The following is a 23,267-nucleotide window of genomic DNA, read 5'->3' on the forward strand; positions in this document are numbered from 1 at the left end:
CAGGCACCTACTCTTCTCAGGACGTCCGAAAGTAAAGGGGAACCGGTGGAGCTCGCTGACTACTTGCGCATCCTGCGCAACCACTGGATCGCCGTGACGGCATTCGTGCTGCTGGCGGCGCTGGCCGCCTTCGGCTGGAGCAGCCTGCAGCCGAAGGTCTATGCCGCGAGCTCGTCAGGCTTCGTCACCTCCGGCGGCGGCGGCGACCCCGGCCTCGACAGCCTCAACGACTCGCTGTCCAAGTCGCGCGCGGCGTCGTACGTCGTCCTGGCGAAGGACCGCGAGACCGCGTCGCTGGTCATCGACGACCTCGGCCTCGACACGTCCCCCGAGTCCCTGGTCGGCAGCATCGAGGCCGCCCAGACGCCCGACACCGTCATCATCTCCATCACGGCGCGCGCCGGCACGCCCGAGGAGGCGCAGCGGCTCGCCGACGCCTGGGTGGGCGCGCTCGCCGAGCGGGTCAAGGACATCGAGGCCGGCAAGTCCGGCCAGCAGGGCATGCGCATCGAGGTCTCGGAGTCGGCGCAGCTCCCGACCAGCCCCGTCTCCCCGCAGGTCGAGCGCAACGTGCTGCTCGGCGCGGTCCTGGGCGGCCTGCTCGGGCTCGGCTACGCCGTCGTCCGCTCCCTGCTCGACCGCCGGATCCGCTCCGCCGAGGACGTCGAGCGCGACACCGGGGTCCCCGTCGTGGGGTCGGTGCCCGACATCGGCAAGGTGGGCGGCATCTTCGTCGGCACGGCGACCGGCAACGCCGCGCTGGCCGCGGAGGGCGTACGCCGCCTGCGCACCAACCTGTCCTACATGGACGTCGACAACCCGCCACGCGCGATCGTGGTCACCAGCCCGAAGCAGGGCGACGGCAAGTCGACCGTCGCGGCCAACCTGGCCGCCGCCATCGCCGGCTCCGGCCAGGCGGTGACGCTCGTCGACGCCGACCTGCGGCGGCCCACCGTCGCCGGGCTCGCAGGGGTCGACGACACCGTCGGCCTCACCGACGTGCTGAGCGGTCGCCTCGAGCTGGCCGACGCCCTCCAGTCGCACCCGACCATCGACCACCTGAGCGTGCTCACCTCCGGCTCGCGGCCGCCCAACCCCAGCGAGATCCTGGGGTCGCAGGCCATGCGCGGCGTCATCGCCGACCTCACCGCCAAGGGCATGCTCATCATCGACGCGCCTCCCCTGCTTCCGGTGACCGACGCCGCCGTCGTCGCCCACTCGGCCGACGGCGCCTTCGTCGTGGTCTCGGCCGGCCGCACCCTCGACACCGAGCTCGACAACGCGCTCGGCCACCTGCGCACCGTCAACGCCCGCCCGCTCGGCATCATCCTCAACCGGGTGTCGAAGCGGACCGTCGGCGCCGGCAACTACGGCCACTACGGCTACGGCACCGACGACTACGTCGAGAGCACCAGCGGGCGCCGCAAGAACCGCCCCTGACCCCAGGCAGGCCGAAGGTCTGCACCAGCGGACCAGACCGCTCCCGGGCCAGATCAAGGTTTCCCGCACGTTCCCTTCAGCCAGGCTTCAACGGGGCGAAGTCGACCTACGCTCGCCGCACCGGTCCGTGGGGGGCTGGGTCGTCGAACCGTGGGGGCACCGTGTCAGACCAATCGCGCGTTGGGTCAATGACGCTCAGCAGGCGTTCAGCGGTACGGGGGGCCGTCTGGTCCATCCCCGCAGTCACCGTCGCGACGACCGCACCGGCCTTCGCCAACACCTCGGGCGGCATGACGATCAACGGGTTCACAGCGGCGTACGTCGCCCCCGACCGGCTCGCCATCTCCGGCACCATCGTCGCCGGCTCCGCGGCCAACGAAGGCACGTTGACCTTCACCACCGAGCCCCACCTCTTCGGGAGGATCGACGTCGTGGCAGGGGCGACGGGTGTCGTGGTGCCGAACGCCAACGGCAGCTTCTCCATCACCTACCCGGCCACGCCCGGGTCGTTCACGACCACGCTCGACCTCGGTGAGGACCACCTCGCCGGCCTGTTCAAGGGCTACCGCGGTGAGCAGACGTTCCTGACCGCAGACGTCGAGCCCTCGGTGTCCGACCCGGAGACCGTCCCGGTGGCGCAGCTCCCCCGGTCGACGGTCGAGACGGTCCAGGGAGACGCCGTCTGGATCTCCTACACCGCTGTGCGGGTGACGGCGAGCGGCCTGCGGCTGACGGCCGAGCCCCAGCCCTCCGTCGGGCGGCTCCGGCTCGCGATGACGGTCCCCTCCAAGGTCTACAACAACCCGAACCCGCCGACGGTCTCCAACCTGGCCCCCGGATGGATGGTCGACCCGCTCAACACCGTGCGCCACTGGGGCGGCGGCTGGACGCTCCGCTTCGTCACCACGCAGGAGGCCCACACCTCGCTGACCGGTGACGCAGCGCACCGCGGCATCGGCGCCTTCAGCGTCGACCTCGACCAGGACAGCACGGCCTTCTTCGACGAGGGGCAGCGCGTCCTGGTCGACGTCACCACCGACGAGACCGCCTTCGGCTGGGGCGAGGACGACTTCAAGGTCAACGTGCAGCAGCCCTACGTCGTGCTCGGCGCCCGGCCGGCGCCGCCCGCGGGCTGACGACCGCTCAGCGCGGTAGCAGCACGCAGACGCTGGTGCCCTCGCCGGGCGTGCTCTCGAGCGACACCACGCCGCCGTGGGCCTCGACGATGCTGCGCACGATCGTCAGGCCCAGGCCCGTGCCGGCGACCTGGAGACGACGGGCGTTCTCGCCGCGGTAGAACCGGTCGAACACCTGCTCCGCCTCGGACGGATCGATGCCGGCCCCCTCGTCGGTGATCGTGAGCACCACGTGCTCCTCGCGCACGCCCAGGTCGACCGTCACGGCGCCACCCGAGGTGCTGTAGGCGATCGCGTTGTCCAGGAGGTTGTCGAAGACCTGGCGCAGTCGCATCCCGTCGGCGTCGGCTGCCAGGGCGTCGGGCACCCGGGTCGTGATCCGCACGCCCCGACTGTCGGCGTACAACGACGCGGCGTCGACCGCCTCGCACAGCAGGACGGCCACGTCGACGCGGTAGGGGTCGACCAGCGGCGAGCCAGCTGAGACCCGCGTGGTGAACAGCAGGTCGGCGACCAGGTGCGAGAGCCGGAGCATGTTGCGCCGCGCCGCGGTCACCTGCTGGTGGCCCTCGGGGCTGACGTCGGTCGACTCGTCGAGGAGCTCGAGGTAGGCCAGCGCGGCGGTGAGCGGCGTACGCAGCTCGTGGGAGATCGTCGAGACGAACTCGTCCTTGACGCCCATCGCACGCACCAGGTCGGTGACGTCGTGGTAGGCCAACACGGCGCCCGCCAGCTCACCCGAGCGGTCGAGCACCCGGCGCGCGGAGACCGACAGCGCCCGCCGCGCGTGCGGGTCCTCCCCCACCCACAGGCGTACGTCGTCGAACTCCTCCCCGCGCGACGCCCGCACGGACGGCATCTGTTCGCGCTCGAGGAGCTGCTGGTCGACGCCATAGGCGAAGCCGGTCTGGCCGGCCAGGCCGAGGTGGCCGGTGGGGAAGGCGAGGTCGAGGAACTCCCGCTGCCGGCTGTTGGTGGCGAGGTAGCGCCCCTTCGCGTCGATCTGCAGGAGCCCGACGGCGACGCCCTCGAAGACCGCCTGGGCCCTACGCCGCTCCGCGTCCGCCGCGGCCTCCGCGGCGTCGAGCCGGTCGACGAACGCCTGGCGCTCGCTGAGGTCGACGATCTGGGAGATGAAGTGGATCGGGGTGCCCCTCGGGTCGCGCAGCAGGGCGACGGACAGGTCGCCCACCAGGGTGCTGCCGTCGGCGCGGAGGTAGCGCTTGGTGATCCGGTAGGAGCTGATCTCGCCGGCGAGCGCCTGCTCGAACAGCCGCAGGTCGGAGTCGAGGTCTGCGGGGTGGGTGATGTCCTGGAACGACTTCGTGATGAGCACGTCGGCGTCGTGGCCGAGCATCTCGCAGAGCGCGAGGTTGGCCGTCACGAAGCCACCGGTCGGCGACACGATCGCCATCCCGACCGGCGAGTGCTCCATCGTCAGGCGCCAGAGCTCGTCGGTCTGGAGCGCGACGACAGGTGCGATCTCGGCGACCATCACCCACCTCCGCTCTTCACGACACAGCCCGAAAACGTGGCACACGGCCCGAGCTGCCACGGTATGGCGCGCGAGACGCCGCCGTGCGAGGTGTGGGGGAACAGTGGCGAAAATGAGAGGAACGTCCCGCACTGGGCGTGCGGGACGTCCCTCCTGTGGTCTGGACCAGCAGCCGGTCAGGGTCGGTCTCAGGCGCTGACGAGCACCTGCACCTCGGCGACCGAGCCCGTCGCGGCGACGACACGGGTGTCGACCGGCTGGGCCTTGGGCGCCAGCGTGCGCAGGGTCCACTCGCCGTCACCGGCGAAGAAGCGGAAGTGACCCGTCGCGGACGTCGGCACCTCCGCGGTGAACTCGCCGCTGCGGTCGAGCAGCCGGACGTACGCGTTGGCGACCGGCTCGTCACCGCTGCGCAGCACCTGGCCCTGGATCACCGCTTCCTTGGCGACGTTGACGCCGTCGAGCGACAGGCCGCCCTCCTTGGCTCCGCACATGTCAGTTGCCCTTCCCGTCAGCGCTGCCGGGCTCGTCGCCGAGGGCGACCGGGACACCGACCAGCGAGCCGTACTCGGTCCACGAGCCGTCGTAGTTCTTCACGTTCTTGCGGCCGAGGAGCTCGGTCAGCACGAACCACGTCAGCGAGGAGCGCTCACCGATGCGGCACAGCGCGATGGTGTCCTTGTCGGTGTCGAAGCCGACCTCGTCGTAGAGGGCCGCGAGCTCCTCGTCGGACTTGAAGGTGCCGTCGTCGTTGGCGTTCTTGCTCCACGGCACGTTGACCGAGGTCGGGATGTGGCCGGCGCGCTGGGCCTGCTCCTGCGGAAGGTGGGCCGGGGCGAGCAGCCGGCCGGCGTACTCGTCGGGGCTGCGCACGTCGACGAGGTTCTGCGTGCCGATCGCGGCGACGACCTCGTCGCGGAAGGCGCGGATCGAGGCGTCCTGCTCCTGCGCGGTGTACGACGTCTTGGCGCGGGTGGGCAGCTCGTCGGTCAGCTCGCGGGAGTCGAGCTCCCACTTCTTGCGGCCGCCGTCGAGGAGCTTGACGTCGGAGTGGCCGTAGAGCTTGAAGTACCAGTAGGCGTAGGCGGCGAACCAGTTGTTGTTGCCGCCGTAGAGCACGACGGTGTCGTCGTTGGACACCCCGCGCTCGGACAGCAGCGCCTCGAACTGCTCCTTGTTGACGAAGTCGCGGCGGACCTGGTCCTGGAGGTCGGTGGTCCAGTCGAGCTTGATGGCTCCCCGGATGTGGCCCTTGTCGTAGGCGGTCGTGTCCTCGTCGACCTCGATGAGGACGACCCCGTCGGTGTCGAGGTTGTCCTCGACCCACTGGGCGGTGACGAGCGAGTTCTCGCGGCTCATGGTTGTGCTCCTTGTGTGGTGAACAGTCGTGGTGGTCGGGCGGTGTCAGACGGTGGCGATGAAGCGGCGGACGAGCAGGTAGACCTCGCATCCCAGGCAGAAGGCGAAGACGGCGTTGAGCAGCGCGGCCACGAGCGCGAACCCGACGGCCACCTGGGCGACGACGGTGGCGCCGGCCGCGAAGGCCACCAGCCCGACGAGCGCGAAGGCCAGGCCCACGGCCTGGGCGAAGCGCGGCGGCTCGGGGGCCTCCCACTCAGTGGGCGGCGCCAGGCGCGGGCGGACGAGCGTGCGGAACAGCCAGGCGTGCGGCGTGGCGTGCACCCCGCGCACCGCGCCCACCGCGAACAGCACCGCCTGCGCGGCGAGCAGCGGGACGGCGTACGACGTCGGCAGCAGCAGGACGGCCACCAGGACGACGGCGGTCAGGGCGGCGGCGAGCTGCGGTCCGCGGGGGTCGATCGCGCCGGCGGGTCTCTCGGTGCCCGTGGTGGCGCGGGGCGTGGCAGTGGTGGTCATGTCTCTCCTGAGGTCGGTCGTCACGGCGGGGCCATGGCGCGCCGGACGAGGCCGGCGCACGGGTCCCACCGACCGAGCGCAGTCCGACAACGACGAGTCGGACGAGAGGGCTCAGGCGAGCGGTGGGACCGCTACGACATTCGACACAGCGCCGAGCGCACGCGGCAGTGGTCCACTGCGCGGCGCTTGGTGAGCATGGTCGAGGACATGACGACGACCCTAGGCGCTGCGCTCGCCCCGACTCCGCCTTGTCTCATCATGTGATCCACCCATCCACATCCTGAGATCAGACGCGGGCCAGCGCGGTCAGGACCTGGTCGCGCGACGGTGCCCCGGTCGCCCGGGTCACCTCGACGCCGGACGCGTCGAGCACGATCGTGGTGGGCGTGCGGAGGACGCCCAGGGTCCGGGTGGCCTCGAGGTGGTGCTCGGCGTCGATCTCGACGTGGGCGACGCCCTCGACGAGCCCGATCACCTCGCCCAGCACCCGACGGGTGGCGCGGCACGGCGCGCAGAACGCGCTCGAGAACTGCAGCAGGGTCGCCCGCTCCCCCAGCTCCTCGCCGACCGCGGCCACCAGCTCGGCGCCGGGTCGGGCAGCACTCTCCTCCGGCGGCGGGGCGGCTGCCTCGGCCGGCCCGGCGGCCGGCGTCTCGTCGCGGCCCGCGGGACGTCGTACGACGTGGGTGCCGCGGAAGCGGCCGTCGGTGGCCGCGCGCCAGAGCCCGAACGCCAGCGCCAGCACGACAGCGGCGACGACGATCCAGGCTCCGGTGGTCACACCCGCCCAACGACGTGCCTCGCCCGATTTGTTCCAGCCGGCTCCCCAGAGATGGAGCGAGGCCCCGGGACGGATCCCGGGGCCTCGCAGTGGAGCAGGTGGAACAGGTGGAGCAGTGGCGCAGAGGGTCAGCGCTTGATCTTGACCTTCTTCATGATGTCGCCGGAGCCGACCTTGCCCTTGCCCTTCACGGTGAAGACGAGCTTGTGCTTGCCCTTGCTGAGCGCCTTCTTGAAGCGGACGACGCCCTTGCCCTTCTTGATCTTGGCCTTGCCGAGCTTCTTGAGCTTGTCGTCGCCGTTCTTCTTGACGCCGACCAGCTCGAAGACCGTGACCGTGGCCTTGACCTTCTTGGCCTTGAGGGGCTTGACCTTCAGCGTGATCGCGGCCGACTTCTTGGAGACGTTGGCCTTGACCTTGGGCTTGTAGCCGACCTTGTAGGTCGTCTTGGTGATCGCCTGGCCCTGGGTGAAGCCGATGTCGTTGGTGACGCGGCCGGTGATCTTGTCGCCGAGGTGCTTCTTGGTGAGCTTGAGCGACGGACCGGTGGCGATGACGGTGTCCTTGACGAGCCACTCGTAGGTGAACTCGTTGTCGGCCATCTGGGTCCACACGCCCTTGTCGAGGCGAAGGGTCTTCTTGACCCACGCGTCACCCTCGATGGTCGGGCGCTCGACGGCCTTCACACCCGCGGCGAGCGCGGCGGAGATGCCGGTCACGACCTCGCCGGGCTTGACCGTGACGGTCTTGGCCTCGCCGGCGACGGCGTCGTCCCACCACTCGGAGACGTGACGCGTGGCGCCGAACTGCGCCTTGTACTCGCCCGGCCAGAGGCTGCGGGTCTCGTAGGTGCCGTCAGCCTCGAACTCCTCGTCGGAGTACGTGAAGCTGCCGTCCTCGTCGAGGAACGCCACGTAGGGGTTCTCCGGGACGCCACCGAGCTCGCTGGTGACAGCACCGGCGATGCCACCAGCGACCGGCTGCACGAAGTCGATGACCTGCGGGGCGGACGAGATCGCGGCGGCGGTGTCGTAGCCGTACTTCTGGCCGGTCCAGATGGAACGGCGGGCGAACTCGCCGTCCTCGCGGGCCGCCTCGCCCTCGACGACGACCTTGAACTCGGTCTCGCCACCGATGCGGTCGAGCGTGGTGAAGGCGTAGCCACCCGAGCGGTTGGAGATGGTCCGGGCGACGACCTTGCGGTCGAGCGGGTTGGCCGGGGTGTCGTAGGCCACGACGTCGTAGCCGACGCCGATGCCGCCGAGCTGGTCGCGGACGACGCCGCTGAGGTCCACGCCGGTGAGGGCGGGCTTCGACTTGGTCGCGAGACCGGCGTCGATGCCGGTCACGGCCGCGCCGGGACCGACGTTGACGACGATCGGGTCGGAGACCGGGTCACCGAACTCGTCGACGGCGACGTTGTTGAAGTACTCCGGGAGGAACTCGTCGATCGGGTCGGAGAAGTAGACCTCGTGGGCGCCGGTGGTCACGCCCTCGATGGTGTAGATGCCGTTGGCGTCGGTGTAGTCGCAGTAGGACGACTCCGCGCAGACCTCGACCCGGTGGAGCGGCACGCCCGCCGCGTCGCTGACGACGCGACCGGAGATCGAGCCGCCGGGAGCCAGGGTCACGGTGCCCACGCTCGCGCCGGGCACGACGGCGTCGGCGGTGGCGAGGTCGGCCTTGTCGGAGTAGTACTCGGTGGCCAGCGTCTTGCCGGTCACGGGGTGGTTGCCGGAGAACCGCAGCTTGACGGCCTCCTGGGCGCCGATGCTGAACGCACCGCTGGCGTTGGTGCTGTCGCTCGCGAGGGGCGTGCCGTCGTCGGCGGCGTACGCCACCACGGTCGCGTTGCGCACCGCGCGGCCGTCGGTCGTGGCGACCGTGCCGGTGACGGTGGGAATGGAGTCGATGGTCCAGGCCGGGAGGACCTGCGCGGCGCCGGCGACGGTGATGACGTCGGCGGTCGCGATGTCGGCCTTGTCGCGGTAGTACTCCGACTGGTACTCGTCGGAGCCCGAGGTCGGGTAGAACTCGAGCTTGTAGGTGCCGTCCTCGAGCGCAAGGTCGAAGGCACCGCCCGTGGTGCTGGTGCTCAGCGCGAAGTCGTACTCGAAGGACTCGATGGTCCCGTCGCCGTCCTCGTCGCGGTAGACGTAGACGAAGCCGTCGACGTAGTTGCCGGCGGCGTCGATGGTGTTGCCGCTGACCGTGACCGCGGCGTGGGCCGGCGCTGCCAGCCCGATCGTGAGACCGGCGAACGCCGTCGCGGCGGCGGTGCCACCTGCGACGAGGCGCGCGAAGGCTCCCCCATGAGTGCTTGTCATGCTTTCCCCTTTGACTCATGCCGGCGCGCTCGCGCCAGACACGCAGGCCATCCCCCGTAGGAGGCCCGTCGAGACGCAGTTCTATCGCATAACCGCCTCAGCGCGCTCAACCTCCCGCAAATGGGGGAAGCAGCTCGACCACGTCACCGGGGCGTACGACGACCTCGGCGGGGTCCTGCGAGCGGACCGGCTGCTCGCCGAGGAGCACCGAGCAGACGCCGACCGTGCGGGCCATCTGCTCGCCGGGATGCAGCTCGAGCACGCGGGCGACGACGTCGGCCAGGGTCAGCTCGCCGGCCGCCGGGTCCACCTCGAGGACGTCCTCGGCGGTCCCGGCCGCGGCCCGGGCTCCCGCCCAGTAGCGCACCGTGATCGTCTCACCCTCGTGAACACGTCCAGTCCCAGCACCCATGCGGGATATCCTTCCTCATCCCCGGCTGACACCCGGCCGATCCCCTGCCCCGCGAGGAGGGCCCGCGATGAGCGCACTGCTGCTGCTCACGGGCGCCCTGCAGCCCTCGGCCGAGGTGCTTCCCGGGCTCGCCCTGCTGGCGCACTCGGTGAAGATCGTCCCGGCGCAGGGCAGCGCGCTGCTCGACGCCCCGGAGTCCGACCTCGTCCTCGTCGACGGGCGCCAGGACCTCGCCGCGGCACGCGACCTGTGCCGGCTGATCCGCACCACCGGCACCGACGCCCCGGTCCTGCTCATCGTCACCGAGGGCGGCCTCGCCGTCGTGGCCCACGACTGGGGCATGGACGACGTCGTGCTGCACACCTGCGGCCCGGCCGAGCTCGACGCCCGGATCCGCCTCGCGATCGGTCGCGCGAGCGCCGCCGCCCCCGACGACCCGGCCGCCCACGTGATCCACCGCGGCGAGGTCGTCGTCGACGACGCCACCTACACCGCCCGCATCGGCGGCCGCCCGCTCGACCTCACCTACAAGGAGTTCGAGCTCCTGAAGTACCTCGCCCAGCACCCCGGCCGGGTCTTCAGCCGCGAGCAGCTGCTCCAGGAGGTCTGGGGCTACGACTACTTCGGCGGCACCCGCACCGTCGACGTCCACGTCCGCCGCCTCCGCGCCAAGCTCGGCACCGAGCACGAGCACCACATCGGCACGGTCCGCAACGTCGGCTACCGCTTCGTCGTACCCACCCGCGACGCGGCGGCCTCCGAGTCCCCGGCCCCGTCCCGGTCCTCGTCCCCCTCCTGACCCCCCTCCCCCGCCCCTTCCGACCCCTCCCCGCCGGGTCCCGCCCCTTCCGAGCGATATCTGAGGACGTGGTGGTCGTGATCCCGCCCGATCGACGACCATCACGTCCTCAGATACCTCGCCGGGGGCGCCGCTAGGGTCGCTCCATGGACGCCGCCGCGGAGACCGACCGGGAGATCGTGGAGCAGATCGCCGCCGAGGCCGCAGCCGCCGACGGCGCGGACCCGCTCGACGAGGCGGCGCGCATCGCGCTCGCCGACGGTGCGGCCTCCGTCATCGCCGAGGACGACGGCTTCGCCCTCCTGCATGCCGGCGACCTCTCGCTCGTCGTCCGCCCGGCGGCCCGCGGTCGGGGCCTCGGGTCCGCGCTGCTCACGCGCGCCGAGTCGTCGTACGGCACCGGGCTGACGGGGTGGTCGCACGGCAACCACCCGGCCGCCGCGCGGCTCGCCGCGGGCCACGGGTGGGAGCGGGTGCGCGACCTGTGGGTGATGCGGCGCCCGACCTCGCTTCCCCTGCCCGCGCTCGAGGTGCCGGCCGGGACGACGATCCGGTCCTACCGCGACACCGACGCCGCCGACGTGGTCGCCGTCAACGCCGCCGCCTTCGCCGACCACCCCGAACAGGGTGCGATGGACCTCGACAACCTCGCCCGCCGGATGGCCGAGCCGTGGTTCGACCCGTCCGGTCTGCTGGTCGCGGAGGACGAGTCCGGGATGCTCGGGTTCCACTGGACCAAGCAGCACGACGCGCGGCTCGGTGAGGTGTACGTCGTCGGCGTCGCGCCGTCCGCCCAGGGCCGCGGCCTCGGCAAGCTGCTCACCCTCGCCGGGCTCCACCACCTCGCCGGCCTCGGCGTCGACGAGGTGCTGCTCTACGTCGAGTCCGACAACGCCCCCGCGGTCGCCGTCTACTCACGCCTCGGCTTCGGGCACGCGGACGCCGACACGCACGTGCAGTACCGCCGCCCCTGACCGATATCTGAGGACGTGGTGAACGGCGATCGGGTCGATCCGCGTACGTGCCGTCCTCAGATATCCCCGATCAGCGAAGGGGGCGCACGTGGAGCCCGACCTCGGGGTCGACGACGACCTCCTGCGCGGCAGGCATCTCGTCGACGGTGAGCGTCGCGTCGACGGGCACGTTGCGCTTGACCAGCGCGAGGGCGATCGGGCCGAGCTCGTGGTGGCGGGCGCTCGAGCCGACGAAGCCGACGTCACGACCCTCGTACGACACCGGGGACCCGGCGGGCGGCAGCCGGTTCTCCGACCCGTCGAGGTGCAGCAGCACCAGCCGGCGAGGCGGCCGGCCGAGCGTGTGCACGCGGGCGACGGTCTCCTGGCCGCGGTAGCAGCCCTTGTCGAGGTGCACGGCCGCGCCGATCCAGCCGACCTCGTTGGGGATGGTGCGGTGGTCGGTGTCGAGGCCCAGCCGCGGCTCGCCCCGCTCGATCCGCAACGCCTCGAAGGCCCAGAGCCCGCAGGCCGGCCCCGCCGCGTCGGCGTACGCCTCCAGCTTGTCGCGGGGCACCAGGTCGTAGCGGCCGATCCCCTCCCCCGGGCGCCACATCACGGCGACGTCGTCGACGAGCGCGATCTCGACGCGGGTCATGAACTTCATCCGCTCGAGCCACTCGACCAGCGCCGCCCCCGCGCCGGGCTCGGTGTGGGCGGTGAACGCCTCGCCGTCGTCGACGCCGGTGAAGGCGTGCTCGACGTGGCCCTGCGGGCTCAGCACGAGGGCCTGCGTCCAGGTGCCGGGCGCGAGGCCGTCGAAGTACTGCGTCGTCAGGTTGTGCAGCCACGACAGCCGCTCCGGACCGGAGATGCGTACGACGTCGCGGTGCGAGAGGTCGACGAACCCGTCGCCACGCGCCAGGCTGCGCTGCTCGGTGTTGAACGAGCCGTAGTGGGCGGCCACCGGGGCGTCGATGCCGTCGCCGGCGACGGCCCCGGGCAGGGCGAGGAGCGGGGACTGCATGGCCCGAGCCTACGCCGGGTCGGGTGAGCCAGCAGCCGCCGAGCACTCGGCGCAGGTGCCGAAGATCGCGAGGTGCCCCACGTCGACGGAGAACCCGTCCTCCCCGAGGGCGGCGACGAGCGAGTGCACGAGCTCGGGGTCGTAGGAGCGCACGGAGTGGCAGCCGCGGCACACGACGTGGACGTGCTCGTGCTCGCGCGTGGAGTGGTAGGTCGGCGCCCGGTCGCTGAGGTGCGTGTGGCGCACCAGCCCGAGCTCCTCGAGCACCTCGAGCGTGCGATAGACGGTGGAGGCGTTGACCGAGCTCACCTGGCTGCGCACGTGGGCGAGCACCTCGTCGGGGGTGGCGTGGCGCAGCTCCTCGACGGCGCGCAGGATCAGCTCGCGCTGCGGGGTGAGCCGCAGCCCCTGCTGCCGCAGCCGGGCGGCGAGGTCGTCGCTCATGACGAGGCTCATGCTCGCTTGAGGCGCGCCCAGAGGTGCGGCTGGAGCTCCTGGCCGACGGCCTTCATGTCGTAGGCGTAGAGCAGGTCGCCGTCGACGTTGCCGTACATCCGCGAGCCGGCGTCGACGTGCTTGGCGGTCTCCGTGTACGACACCCCGGCGGTGTGCATCTCGAGCTTGCCTCCCTCGGCCGCGCCGTACCAGACCTCGGAGAAGCCGATGTTGTGGGCGAGCAGGAGCTCGACCTTGCCGGGCTCGGGGCAGCGCAGGAAGCCCGTCTCCATCGCCGCGTCGCGGACGAACTCGCCCTGCTCGTCGACGATCCACGCGCGCGCCATGTAGTGGAAGAACGGCCGCCCGTCGTGGGTGAAGATCAGCTCCTGGCCGAACTGGAACTTCTCGATCGTGGGGTAGTCGCCGTGGCCGTTGCCGCGCCACGTGCCGAGCAGCCACGCGACGGGGCCGCAGTTGGGGTGCAGGTTGTCCGGCAGCTCGAAAGGCATGGACGCCACTCTAATGTGGACGCATGCCTCGCTCACTGGTCGTCAAGGTCACCTGCGGCGCCGACGACGCGGAGCGACTCAACCAGGGCTTCACCGTGGCCGCGGCCGCGGCCGTTGCGGGAGCCGAGGTCTCGCTGTGGCTGACCGGCGACGCGGCGTGGTTCGGTACGCCGGGTCGCGCCGAGGCGTTCGAGCTCGAGCTCGCCACCCCGCTCGACCAGCTGATGGCCGCGGTCCTCACCAGCGGCACGGTGACCGTCTGCTCGCAGTGCGCCGCCCGCCGCGACATCGGCGCCGCCGACCTCCGCGAGGGCGTCACCATCGCCGGCGCGGCCGTCTTCGCCGAGCAGGTCCTCGGCGACGGTGTCCAGGCGTTGGTCTACTGACGCGAGCGTCACTCCACGTTCACCAACCGGTGCCACACTGAGAGCATGTCCGACCCCGCCACCCTCACCAGCGCTGTCAGTCCGTCGGTGGAGGAGGGGCCGGTCGCCGACCCGCTGGGTCACCCCACCGACACCTTCGACGTCGAGCCGCCCTACCTCCCCGACGCCGAGGCGATCGCGGGCGTGGAGAAGTTCGACGACCGCTTCATCGACCGCGAGATCTCGTGGGTCCGCTTCAACCAGCGCGTCCTGGAGCTCGCCGAGGACCCCGGCCTCCCGTTGCTCGAGCGCGCGCGCTTCCTGGCGATCTTCGCCAGCAACCTCGACGAGTTCTTCATGGTCCGCGTCGCCGGCCTCAAGCGGCGCATCGCCGCCGGCGTCGCGGTGCGGGCCGCCAGCGGCATGATGCCGCGCGAGCAGCTCGAGAAGCTCTGGGTCGAGAGCCGCGGGCTGATGGAGCGCCACGCCCGCGCGCTCGTCGACCTCCTGCCCGAGCTCGGGTCGCAGGGCATCGAGATCCTCCGCTGGTCCGAGCTCGACCGCGAGGAGCAGAAGGTCTGCAAGAAGCTCTTCAAGGACCGGATCTTCCCCGTCCTCACCCCCCTCGCCGTCGACCCCGCCCACCCCTTCCCCTACATCTCGGGGCTGTCGCTCAACCTCGCGGTCGTCGTACGACACCCGACGACGGGCACCGAGCACTTCGCCCGCGTGAAGGTGCCGCCGACGTTCGGGCGCTTCGTCGGCGTCGGCAACCAGCGCTTCGTGCCGATCGAGGATGTCATCGGCGAGCACCTCAAGAAGCTGTTCCCCGGCATGGAGGTGATGGCGTCGCACACCTTCCGGGTCACCCGCAACGAGGACCTCGAGGTCGAGGAGGACGACGCGGAGAACCTCCTCAAGGCGCTGGAGAAGGAGCTGCAGCGGCGGCGCTTCGGCCCGCCGGTGCGACTCGAGGTCGAGGAGTCGATGGACCCCAAGGTGCTCGAGCTGCTCGTCTCCGAGCTCGGCGTCGCGCGCGACGAGGTGGTCTCGCTGCCCGGCCCGCTCGACCTGACCGGCCTGCACTCGATCGCCGACCTGCCGCGCGACGACCTCAAGTACGCCGCCTTCCTCCCCTCGACGCACCCCAGCCTGGCGGAGGTCGAGTCGTCCTCCCCCGTCGACGTGTTCGACTCGGTGGCGCGTCACGACGTGCTGCTGCACCACCCCTACGACTCGTTCGCCACGTCGGTGCAGCGCTTCCTCGAGCAGGCCGCGGCCGACCCGCACGTGCTCGCGATCAAGCAGACGCTCTACCGCACCTCCGGCGACAGCCCGATCATCGAGGCGCTCATCGACGCCGCCGAGGCCGGCAAGCAGGTGCTGGTGATCGTGGAGATCAAGGCGCGCTTCGACGAGCAGAACAACATCCGCTGGGCCCGCAAGCTCGAGCAGGCCGGCTGCCACGTCGTCTACGGCCTCGTCGGGCTCAAGACCCACTGCAAGCTGTCGATGGTGGTCCGCGACGAGCCCGAGGGCATCCGGCGCTACGTCCACCTCGGCACCGGCAACTACAACCCCAAGACCGCCCGCGTCTACGAGGACCTCGGCCTGCTGACGGCCAACCCGGAGATCGGCGAGGACGTCGCCCTCCTGTTCAACAACCTGTCCGGGATCAGCCGCAACCGCACCTACGACCACCTGCTCGTCGCGCCCCACAGCGTGCGCGAGGGTCTCGTCGCCCACATCCACCAGGAGATCGCCCACCACCAGGCCGGCCGGCCCGCGGGGATCAGGATCAAGGCCAACTCGGTGGTCGACGAGGCGGTGATCGACGCGCTCTACCTCGCCTCGCAGGAGGGGGTGCGCGTCGAGCTGCTCATCCGCGGCATCTGCGCCCTGCGACCCGGCGTACCCGGCCTGTCCGAGACCGTGCGCGTGCGGTCGATCCTGGGCCGCTTCCTCGAGCACAGCCGGATCTTCTGGTTCGACAACGGCGGCGAGCCGGCAGCGTGGATCGGCTCGGCCGACATGATGCACCGCAACCTCGACCGCCGCGTGGAGGTGCTCGTACGCCTGCGCGACCCGCACGTCGTGCAGGAGATCGGCGACCTGCTCGACCTGGCGTTCGATCCCGGGACGACGGCGTGGGAGCTCGGCTCCGACGGGGAGTGGCAGCTGCAGCGTGGCGAGCGCCACCTGCAGGACGAGCTCATCGTGCGCCAGCGCGTACGACGCCGCTGAGCGCCGCGTCACACAGGCGTTCGAACGGGGCCCCGAGGTTGCGTCGATGGGCCGATCAGGCCCTAGCATGAACCACGGTTCATCCGCCCCCCGTTCGGAGTTCACCGTGCGTTTGAAGTTCCGCCCTGTCGACAGCTCGTTCTACGACCTCTTCAGCGAAGCTGCCAACCACCTCGTCGTCGGCTCGCAGCTCCTCAGCGAGATGCTGTCGTCCGGCAACTCGAAGGCAGAGATCGCCCAGCGCATGCGCGAGGCCGAGCACGCCGCCGACGAGACCACCCACTCCATCATCCGACGGGTGAACAGCACGTTCGTCACGCCGTTCGACCGCGAGGACATCTACTCCCTCGCGTCGGCGCTCGACGACGTCATGGACATGATGGACGAGGCCGTCGACCTGGTCCTCCTCTACGAGGTCACGTCGCTGCCGCCGGAGACCACCCAGCAGGTCGAGGTGCTGCAGCGCTGCGCCGAGCTGACCGCCGCCGCGATGCCGCAGCTGGAGTCCATGGGCTCGCTCGACGAGTACTGGATCGAGATCAACCGCCTCGAGAACACCGGCGACAAGTCGTACCGGCGGATCCTGGCCAACCTGTTCAGCGGTGACTTCAAGGCCCTCGAGGTGATGAAGCTCAAGGACATCGTGGAGTCCCTCGAGGGGGCGATCGACGCCTTCGAGAAGGTCGCCAACATCGTGGAGCAGATCGCGGTCAAGGAGTCCTGACCCCGATGCACGCCACCTCCACCACCTTGCCCTCGCGCGCCCGGAGCACCGTCTGATGGAGCTCGGGATCATCATCGCGGTCGTCGTCGTGGCCCTGGTCTTCGACTACACCAACGGCTTCCACGACGCCGCCAACGCGATCGCGACGTCCGTCTCGACGGGCGCCCTCAAGCCGCGCGTGGCCCTGGCCATGGCGGCCGTCATGAACTTCGTCGGCGCGTTCCTGGGCCAGAAGGTCGCCCAGACCGTGTCGGAGGTCATCGACCCCGGCACCGGCAGCCACGGACTGGTGATCGTGATGTGCGGCCTGCTCGGCGCGATCACGTGGAACATGATCACCTGGTACTACGGCCTGCCGTCCTCCTCCTCGCACGCCCTCATCGGCGGCCTCGTCGGCGCCGCCGTCGCGGCCGGCGCGACCGCCAACTGGCTGGTCGTGCTGGAGAAGGTCGTCATCCCGATGTTCCTCTCCCCGCTCGTGGCCTTCAGCCTCGGCTTCGCGCTGATGATCGCCATCATGTGGGGCTTCCGCCGGGCCAACCCCGGTCGCGCCAACCGCGGCTTCAAGCTCGCGCAGACCGTCTCCGCCGCCGCCATGGCGCTCGGCCACGGCCTCCAGGACGCCCAGAAGACGATGGGCGTCATCTTCCTGGCGCTGCTCACCGGCGGCTACGTCGCCGCGGACGACCCCCTGCCGCTCTGGGTGATCGTAGCCGCAGCGACCGCCATCTCCCTCGGCACCTGGTCCGGCGGCTGGCGGATCATGCGCACCCTCGGGCGCCGCATCATCCACCTCGACCCGGCCCGCGGGTTCGCGGCCGAGTCGGTCGCGGCGTCGGTGCTCTACTCGACGGCGTACGTCTTCGAGGCCCCGATCTCGACCACCCACACCATCACCTCCGCGGTCATGGGCGTCGGCGCCACCAAGCGCCTCTCCGCCGTCCGCTGGGGCGTGGCCAAGTCGATCCTCACCGCCTGGGTGCTGACCTTCCCGGCCGCCGCCTCCGTCGCCGCGATCTGCTACTGGATCGCGCACATCTTCCTCCCCTGACGGGCCCCGCCCGCCCCCTCCCCCGCAGTCCGCGCCGCGGTCCCCACCGCAGATATCTGAGGACGTCGTGGTCGTTCCGGACCCCGATCTCCGTTCACCACGTCCTCAGATATCTCGCGTAAACCGTCAGGCCACCCGCTGCCGATGGGCGAGCAGCCGGCTTCGGTCGTACGACGACAGGGCGCGGCGAGCGGCCACGGTGGTCGTGTCGAGCCACCACGACGGCGTCTCCAGCGTCCATCTGCGGGCCGAGGCCGGCCTCCGCTCCGCACGGGCGTACGCCTCCCGCAGGCGCCGCTCGAACGCTGACCGATCTGCCAGGTCGCCCGCCATCATCGTCGCGCCCTCGAGACCGAGCGCTCGATAAGCGGCCTCCTTCTCGACGTCCACCTGGCGCACCTTCCCGACGAGGTGCAGCGCACCGTCGTACATCCCGTAGACGCCGGCCTCCGGGTCCACGCCGTCAGGTGTCCCGACGAAGCGACCGTCGAGGTCGAAGACCGGCCTGTTCATGAGCACGTGCGCACCGGGCACCTCCTCCTGCCACGTCAGCCGCAGGACCGGCTCCTTCGGTGACCACGAGTTCTCGTCGAGCAGATGCAGGACGCGGCGCACGCGCTCGACCCCGCGTCGGGCGACGAGGTCGGAGTCCACATAGGCAGCAAGCTCCTCGATGGACACGAGGTCGTTGAAGGCCGCCAGGTCGAACGCCACCACCGCGGCCTCGTCGTCGGGCGCACCTCGCATCTCGTAAGCGACGCTCCACAGCGGTTCGATCACGCGAACGCCGCCGGCACGCAGGACGTACCTCGGCGCGATGACCTCCTGCGACACCGCCAGTCCGGCACGTGGTCGCATCCGGTTGCCGCTGCTGACCGCTACCGGGACGGGCAGCAGCTCGCCGCCGCGTCCGATCCCGACGAACCAGACACCGCCGAGCCACGACAGCCCGGCCCACCCGGTCACGCCGCCGTAACCGGGGATCTGCGCCGCCGCCTCGACGACGCGTTGGGCGGGATCGACGACGTCCGTCCCTACCGGGACCCACAGGTTGTCGCCACAGCGTCGCCACCGACCGGACCTCGTTCCCCACGACGTCGGTCCGTCCACACCGAGCGGGTCCCGCCGCGACGGCCACCGCACACCGGGGCGGAGACCCTCGCGGGGTCCGATCCCACGCGCGGGCCAGGCGCCTGCCGTCCAGCTGTCCGAGTCCATGCCGCATGGTGCGCCGAACACGCCAGGTCGCGCTCGCGTCCTCCACAGGCAACGGAGGGCGGGGTCCCGAAAGCCGATATCTGAGGACGTGATGAACGTCCGACGCCCCGATTCCCGTTCACGACGTCCTCAGATATCGGGTGGCCGGGGACGCCCTGGGGGTCCGAACCCCCGATCGGACACCCAGGACGCACCCGGCCACCCCGCCCCCAACCAGTCCCCCGCCACCCCCGGCCAACCCGGCCAACTCAGAGGCAAGCGGGCCGGGTGGGGTGGGGTGGGCCTCAGCCGAAGCGGCCGGAGATGTATGCCTCGGTGGCCTCGTTGTCGGGGTTGGCGAACATCTTGGGGGTCGCGTTGAACTCGACGAGGTGGCCGGGCTGGCCGGCGGCCTTGAGGTTGAAGAAGCCGGTCTCGTCGGAGACGCGGGCGGCCTGCTGCATGTTGTGGGTGACGATGACGATCGTGTAGTCGGACTTCAGCTCGTGGACGAGGTCCTCGATCGCGGACGTCGAGATGGGGTCGAGCGCCGAGCACGGCTCGTCCATCAGCAGCACCTGCGGCTCGACCGCGATCGCGCGGGCGATGCAGAGGCGCTGCTGCTGGCCGCCGGAGAGGCCCATGCCGGGCTTGCCGAGGCGGTCCTTGACCTCGTTCCAGAGGTTGGCGCCCTTGAGCGAGCGCTCGACGATGTCGTCGGCCTCCGACTTCTTCATCTTCTTGGAGTTGAGGCGGTTGCCGGCCAGGACGTTCTCGTAGATCGACATCGTCGGGAACGGGTTCGGCCGCTGGAAGACCATGCCGATCTGGCGGCGTACGGCGACCGGGTCGACGGCGCTGTCGTACAGCGACTGGCCGTCGACTGTCACCTTGCCGTCGACGTGGGCGCCGGGGATGACCTCGTGCATGCGGTTGAGCGAGCGCAGCACCGTGGACTTGCCGCAGCCGGAGGGGCCGATGAAGGCGGTCACGGAGCGCGCCTTGATGTGCATGTTGACGCCCTCGACGGCGAGGAAGTCGCCGTAGTAGATGTCGAGGTCGGAGACGTCGATGCTCTTGGCCATGGTGGGGGTGACTCCTTGGTTCCTACGTGTGCGATCGGCTCAGCGGCCGGTCTTGGGGGCGAACGCCTTGCCGACGAGCCTCGCGACGAGGTTGAGCGACATGACGATGATGATGAGGAAGAGGGCGGCGCCCCAGACGCGGTCGGTCCAGATCTCGCCGTACTTGAAGTGCGTCGTCTGCCCGAGCGACTGGAAGATGTAGACGGGCAGGGTCTGCACGGGGCCGTCGAACGGGTTCCAGTTCGCCACCCGCGCCGTGCCCAGGATGAGCAGCAGCGGAGCGGTCTCGCCCGCGACGCGCGCGATGGCCAGCGTGATGCCGGTGACGATGCCGGCGACGGCGGTCGGCAGGACGACCTTGACGATCGTGCGCCACCGCGGCACGCCCAGGGCGTACGACGCCTCGCGCAGGTCGTCGGGCACGAGCTTGAGCATCTCCTCCACCGACCGGATGACGGTCGGCAGCATGAGGAGCGCCAGCGCGATGGAGCCGCCGATGCCCAGGCGCGGGAGCGGGTCGCCGGTGACGACGATGAACAGCGCGATCGCGAAGAGGCCGGCGACGATCGACGGGATGCCGGTCATCACGTCGACGAGGAAGGTGATGATCTTGGCGAGGCGGTTGTTCTTGCCGTACTCGACGAGGTAGATCGCGGTGAACAGGCCGATCGGGATGGCGATGATCGCGGCGATCGCCGTGACCATGACCGTGCCCATGATGGCGTGGTAGATGCCGCCGCCGACACCGAGCAGGGCGCGCCCGCTCATGTCGTCGTTGAGGAAGGCCGGCGTGAGCACCGGCAGGCCGCGGGCCACCACGGTCCAGATGAGGCTGACCAGGGGGAGCATCGCCAGCACGAAGGCGGTCCACATCAGGGTCCGCATCAGCGCGTCGGTGGCCTTGCGCGAGCCCTCGACGCTGCGCGACCACGCCGTGTAGCCGACGACGTAGGCGATCCACGCGACGACGACGCCGACCACGGGGCTGACGCCGAGAAGCCAGGCGAGGACGCCGAGCGCGGCGGAGCACACGCCCACCAGGACGGGGGCGACCCGCGGCAGCGCGCCGCCCATCAGCGGCTCGAGCTGGTCGGCCGTGGGGGTCTTGAGGTCGGTGCTCATGCCTTCACCTGCCCGCGGGTCGCGACGTAGCGGCCCAGGAAGTTGACGACGAACGTCAGGACGAAGAGCGCGAGGCCGGCGAAGATCAGCACGTTGATCTTGAGGCCCGCGGCATTGGCGTAGTTGTTGGCGATGCTCGCCGCGATCGTGTTCGAGTTGGACGAGGAGATCACGTCGAAGCTGATGATCGCGCCCGTGGCCGAGAGCACCATCGCGACGGCCATCGTCTCGCCGAGCGCGCGGCCGAGGCCGAGGAGCAGGGCCGCGACGATGCCCGAGCGTGCGTACGGCAGCACGGCCAGGCGGATCATCTCCCAGCGGGTCGCCCCCAGCGCGAGCGCGGCCTCCTGCTGCATCGTCGGGGTCTGGGCGAAGATCTCACGCAGGATGGCGGTGACGATCGGCAGCGCCATCAGCGCGAGCACCACCGACGCCGTCAGCAGCGTCCGGCCGGAGTTGGACACCGGCCCGGCGAACAGCGGGATCCAGCCGAACCACGCGTTGAGCCAGTCGAAGACCGGCACCATCCGGGGCGCCAGCACCGCGATGCCCCACAGGCCGAAGACGACCGACGGCACGGCGGCCAGCAGGTCGACGAGGTAGCCGACGGGCTTGGCCAGCCGGCGAGGCGCGTAGTGCGAGATCACCAGCGCCAGGCCGATGGCCAGCGGCGTCACGATGACCATCGCGAGGGCGGACGACAGGATCGTGCCGAACAGCAGCGGGCCGACGTACGACCACACGCTGGGCTTGCCGTAGGCCTGCTCACCCGTCGCCTCGAGTGCGGGCAGTCCCTGGATCACCAGGAAGATCGCGACGCCGGCCAGGAGGCCGACGACGAGCAGGGCCGCACCGAGAGCGGTGCGACTGAAGACCGCGTCCCCCACGCGGGTGGTCCTGGCCCGAGCGTGCTGCTCCTGCTTCTGCTCGGGCTCGCGGATCGCGGTTGTCATCCTGTTCCTCCTGGGTGACGACGTGTCGGAAGGGGCCGGGCCTCGTGGGCCCGACCCCCGCCGTGGTGCTGGTGGATGCTCAGCCGGCCGAGATGGTCTCGACGATGGACTGGGCCTCGCTGATCACCGTGTCGGTGAGCGGGGCCGAGCCGGCCTCGCTCTGGCCGATCTCCTGGCCCTCGTCGCTGAGGATGTAGGAGAGGTAGCCCTTGACGTTGGCCGCGGTGGCCTCGTCGTCGTAGGACTCGCAGGCGACCATGTAGGACGTCAGGACGATCGGGTAGACCCCGGCCTCCTCGGTCGTGTAGTCGAGGTCGTAGGCCATGTTGACCGACGAGCCCTCGTCGACGCGGGGCGAGACCTCGAAGATCTTGGCGGCCGCCTCGGCGCTCGGGGCGACGAACTCCTCGCCGACCTTGATGCTGGCCTGGCCCAGGCCGCCGGCCTGGCTGGCGTCGGCGTAGCCGATGGTGTTGGGGGCGTCGGTGACGACCTGGACGACACCGGAGGTGCCCTTGCCGCCCTCACCGCCGGCCTCGTTGGGCCACTGCTCGATCTCGCCGAAGGTCCAGGCGTCACCGGCGACGGTGGAGAGGTAGTTGGTGAAGTTGCCGGTGGTGCCCGACTCGTCGGAGCGGTGGACGGGGGTGATGTCCTCGCTCGGCAGGTCGGCGTCGGGGTTGTCGGCGACGATCGCCTCGTCGTCCCAGCTCGTGATGTCGCCCGCGAAGATGCCCGCGAGGGTCTCCGGGGAGAGGTTGAGCTCGTCGACGCCCTCGAGGTTGAAGATGACCGCGATGGGCGAGACGTAGTTGGGGATGGTGATCGGCTCGGAGCCGCAGGTCTCGGTCGCGGCGCTCAGCTCGCCCTCCTCGTCGTCGAGGTAGGAGTCGGTGCCCGCGGTCGGGAAACCACCGGAGATGAAGTTCTCGCGGCCGCCGCCGGAGCCCACCGGGTCGTACGACACGGTCACGCCCGGTGCGACCTCGCCGAAGCCGACCATCCAGGCGTTCTGCGCGGACTCCTGCGAGGAGGCACCGCCGATGGCGAGCTCGCCGGACAGGTCCGCGTAGTCGCCGCTGGCTGCGGAGTCGCCGGTGTCGGCGGACGCCTCGTCCGCCGAGTTGCCACCGCCACACGCGGTGAGGGAGATGGAGAGGGCAAGCACGGCGACGCTCGGGGCGAGCAGCTTGCGGAAGGAAGTGCGATTCACTTCGGGTGCTCCTGAAGAGTCTTGAAGGAAGTCTGATGAGTGCTGACGTCGACCGAACGTAGGCACGTCAGGAGAACGAGCACGGCGCCGTCGGTGAACGCGCGGTGAACTCGGTCGG

Annotated in this window: 23 protein-coding genes; 8 read left to right on the forward strand and 15 right to left on the reverse strand. The window is 70.6% G+C overall.

Annotation, left to right across the window (positions count from 1 at the left end):
• Positions 1-45 precede the first annotated feature (45 nt).
• Positions 46-1,440 (forward strand): polysaccharide biosynthesis tyrosine autokinase, encoded by a 1,395-nt coding sequence (locus tag HOO61_RS23925; protein WP_172256418.1) that lies wholly within the window; start codon positions 46-48, stop codon positions 1,438-1,440.
• A 290-nt stretch (positions 1,441-1,730) separates the two neighbouring features.
• Positions 1,731-2,576 (forward strand): hypothetical protein, encoded by an 846-nt coding sequence (locus HOO61_RS01930; protein WP_172256420.1) that lies wholly within the window; start codon positions 1,731-1,733, stop codon positions 2,574-2,576.
• A gap of 7 nt (positions 2,577-2,583) precedes the next feature.
• Here the strand turns inward: HOO61_RS01930 and HOO61_RS01935 are convergent, their stop codons facing one another.
• From HOO61_RS01935 to HOO61_RS01965, 7 genes are all read right to left on the reverse strand, one after another.
• Positions 2,584-4,071 (reverse strand): cell wall metabolism sensor histidine kinase WalK, encoded by a 1,488-nt coding sequence (locus HOO61_RS01935; protein WP_172256422.1) that lies wholly within the window; start codon positions 4,069-4,071, stop codon positions 2,584-2,586.
• A 188-nt stretch (positions 4,072-4,259) separates the two neighbouring features.
• Positions 4,260-4,565 (reverse strand): DUF1416 domain-containing protein, encoded by a 306-nt coding sequence (locus HOO61_RS01940; RefSeq protein WP_172256424.1) that lies wholly within the window; start codon positions 4,563-4,565, stop codon positions 4,260-4,262.
• 1 nt (position 4,566) lies between these two features.
• On the reverse strand, positions 4,567-5,430 hold the full coding sequence (locus tag HOO61_RS01945; RefSeq protein ID WP_172256426.1) for a sulfurtransferase: 864 nt from the start codon (positions 5,428-5,430) through the stop codon (positions 4,567-4,569).
• Positions 5,431-5,475: 45 nt separating this feature from the next.
• Positions 5,476-5,949 (reverse strand): DUF4395 domain-containing protein, encoded by a 474-nt coding sequence (locus HOO61_RS01950; RefSeq protein WP_172256428.1) that lies wholly within the window; start codon positions 5,947-5,949, stop codon positions 5,476-5,478.
• Between the two features lie 286 nt (positions 5,950-6,235).
• Complete coding sequence (locus tag HOO61_RS01955) at positions 6,236-6,730, reverse strand: thioredoxin domain-containing protein (protein WP_172256430.1); 495 nt, start codon at positions 6,728-6,730, stop codon at positions 6,236-6,238.
• 128 nt (positions 6,731-6,858) lie between these two features.
• Complete coding sequence (locus tag HOO61_RS01960; protein ID WP_172256432.1) at positions 6,859-9,057, reverse strand: carboxypeptidase-like regulatory domain-containing protein; 2,199 nt, start codon at positions 9,055-9,057, stop codon at positions 6,859-6,861.
• Positions 9,058-9,163: 106 nt separating this feature from the next.
• Positions 9,164-9,469 carry a MoaD/ThiS family protein gene (locus tag HOO61_RS01965; protein WP_172256434.1) on the reverse strand — a complete coding sequence of 102 codons (306 nt, stop codon included), beginning with the start codon at positions 9,467-9,469 and terminating at the stop codon, positions 9,164-9,166.
• Between the two features lie 67 nt (positions 9,470-9,536).
• Here HOO61_RS01965 and HOO61_RS01970 point away from each other — a divergent pair, with 67 nt between their 5' ends.
• Both HOO61_RS01970 and mshD read left to right on the forward strand, forming a co-directional pair.
• The gene (locus HOO61_RS01970) at positions 9,537-10,268 is read left to right on the forward strand and encodes a response regulator transcription factor (RefSeq protein ID WP_172256436.1); all 732 of its coding nucleotides are present in this window, start codon (positions 9,537-9,539) and stop codon (positions 10,266-10,268) included.
• 146 nt (positions 10,269-10,414) lie between these two features.
• A complete protein-coding gene (gene mshD / locus HOO61_RS01975; RefSeq protein WP_172256438.1) occupies positions 10,415-11,242 on the forward strand; it encodes a mycothiol synthase in 828 nt (275 codons plus the stop codon).
• Between the two features lie 70 nt (positions 11,243-11,312).
• Here mshD and HOO61_RS01980 read toward each other — a convergent pair whose 3' ends face one another.
• Genes HOO61_RS01980 through HOO61_RS01990 form a run of 3 tightly spaced genes read right to left on the reverse strand, consistent with a single transcriptional unit; the run spans position 11,313 to position 13,195 of the window.
• A complete protein-coding gene (locus HOO61_RS01980; RefSeq protein ID WP_172256440.1) occupies positions 11,313-12,248 on the reverse strand; it encodes a folate-binding protein YgfZ in 936 nt (311 codons plus the stop codon).
• 9 nt (positions 12,249-12,257) lie between these two features.
• The gene (locus HOO61_RS01985; RefSeq protein ID WP_172256442.1) at positions 12,258-12,692 is read right to left on the reverse strand and encodes a Fur family transcriptional regulator; all 435 of its coding nucleotides are present in this window, start codon (positions 12,690-12,692) and stop codon (positions 12,258-12,260) included.
• An 8-nt stretch (positions 12,693-12,700) separates the two neighbouring features.
• Entirely contained in the window at positions 12,701-13,195 is a 495-nt protein-coding gene (locus HOO61_RS01990; RefSeq protein ID WP_172256444.1) for an FABP family protein, read from the reverse strand.
• 23 nt (positions 13,196-13,218) lie between these two features.
• Between HOO61_RS01990 and HOO61_RS01995 the strand changes: the two genes are divergently transcribed.
• The 4 genes from HOO61_RS01995 to HOO61_RS02010 all read left to right on the forward strand — a co-directional run bounded on the left by HOO61_RS01995 (position 13,219) and on the right by HOO61_RS02010 (position 17,579).
• Positions 13,219-13,581, forward strand: coding sequence for a DsrE family protein (locus HOO61_RS01995; protein WP_172256446.1), 363 nt, complete (start codon positions 13,219-13,221; stop codon positions 13,579-13,581).
• A 45-nt stretch (positions 13,582-13,626) separates the two neighbouring features.
• Entirely contained in the window at positions 13,627-15,804 is a 2,178-nt protein-coding gene (locus HOO61_RS02000) for an RNA degradosome polyphosphate kinase (protein WP_172256448.1), read from the forward strand.
• Positions 15,805-15,910: 106 nt separating this feature from the next.
• On the forward strand, positions 15,911-16,528 hold the full coding sequence (locus HOO61_RS02005) for a DUF47 family protein (protein WP_172256450.1): 618 nt from the start codon (positions 15,911-15,913) through the stop codon (positions 16,526-16,528).
• Positions 16,529-16,583: 55 nt separating this feature from the next.
• The gene (locus HOO61_RS02010) at positions 16,584-17,579 is read left to right on the forward strand and encodes an inorganic phosphate transporter (protein ID WP_172256452.1); all 996 of its coding nucleotides are present in this window, start codon (positions 16,584-16,586) and stop codon (positions 17,577-17,579) included.
• Between the two features lie 126 nt (positions 17,580-17,705).
• Here the strand turns inward: HOO61_RS02010 and HOO61_RS02015 are convergent, their stop codons facing one another.
• The 5 genes from HOO61_RS02015 to pstS form a co-directional block, all read right to left on the reverse strand.
• The gene (locus HOO61_RS02015; protein WP_172256454.1) at positions 17,706-18,545 is read right to left on the reverse strand and encodes a hypothetical protein; all 840 of its coding nucleotides are present in this window, start codon (positions 18,543-18,545) and stop codon (positions 17,706-17,708) included.
• Positions 18,546-19,081: 536 nt separating this feature from the next.
• Positions 19,082-19,861, reverse strand: a complete 780-nt coding sequence (gene pstB / locus HOO61_RS02020) for a phosphate ABC transporter ATP-binding protein PstB (RefSeq protein ID WP_172256456.1) — start codon at positions 19,859-19,861, stop codon at positions 19,082-19,084.
• 39 nt (positions 19,862-19,900) lie between these two features.
• Entirely contained in the window at positions 19,901-20,983 is a 1,083-nt protein-coding gene (pstA, locus tag HOO61_RS02025; RefSeq protein WP_172256458.1) for a phosphate ABC transporter permease PstA, read from the reverse strand.
• Positions 20,980-21,936: a phosphate ABC transporter permease subunit PstC gene (gene pstC / locus HOO61_RS02030; RefSeq protein ID WP_172256460.1), complete on the reverse strand. Its 957-nt coding sequence runs from the start codon at positions 21,934-21,936 to the stop codon at positions 20,980-20,982. The genes pstA and pstC overlap by 4 nt, the downstream gene beginning before the upstream one ends.
• A 79-nt stretch (positions 21,937-22,015) precedes the next feature.
• Positions 22,016-23,149 (reverse strand): phosphate ABC transporter substrate-binding protein PstS, encoded by a 1,134-nt coding sequence (gene pstS / locus HOO61_RS02035; RefSeq protein WP_172256462.1) that lies wholly within the window; start codon positions 23,147-23,149, stop codon positions 22,016-22,018.
• Between the last annotated feature and the right edge of the window lie 118 nt (positions 23,150-23,267).

The sequence above is a fragment of the Nocardioides sp. zg-1230 genome (genome assembly GCF_013155335.1).
Taxonomy (GTDB): domain Bacteria; phylum Actinomycetota; class Actinomycetes; order Propionibacteriales; family Nocardioidaceae; genus Nocardioides.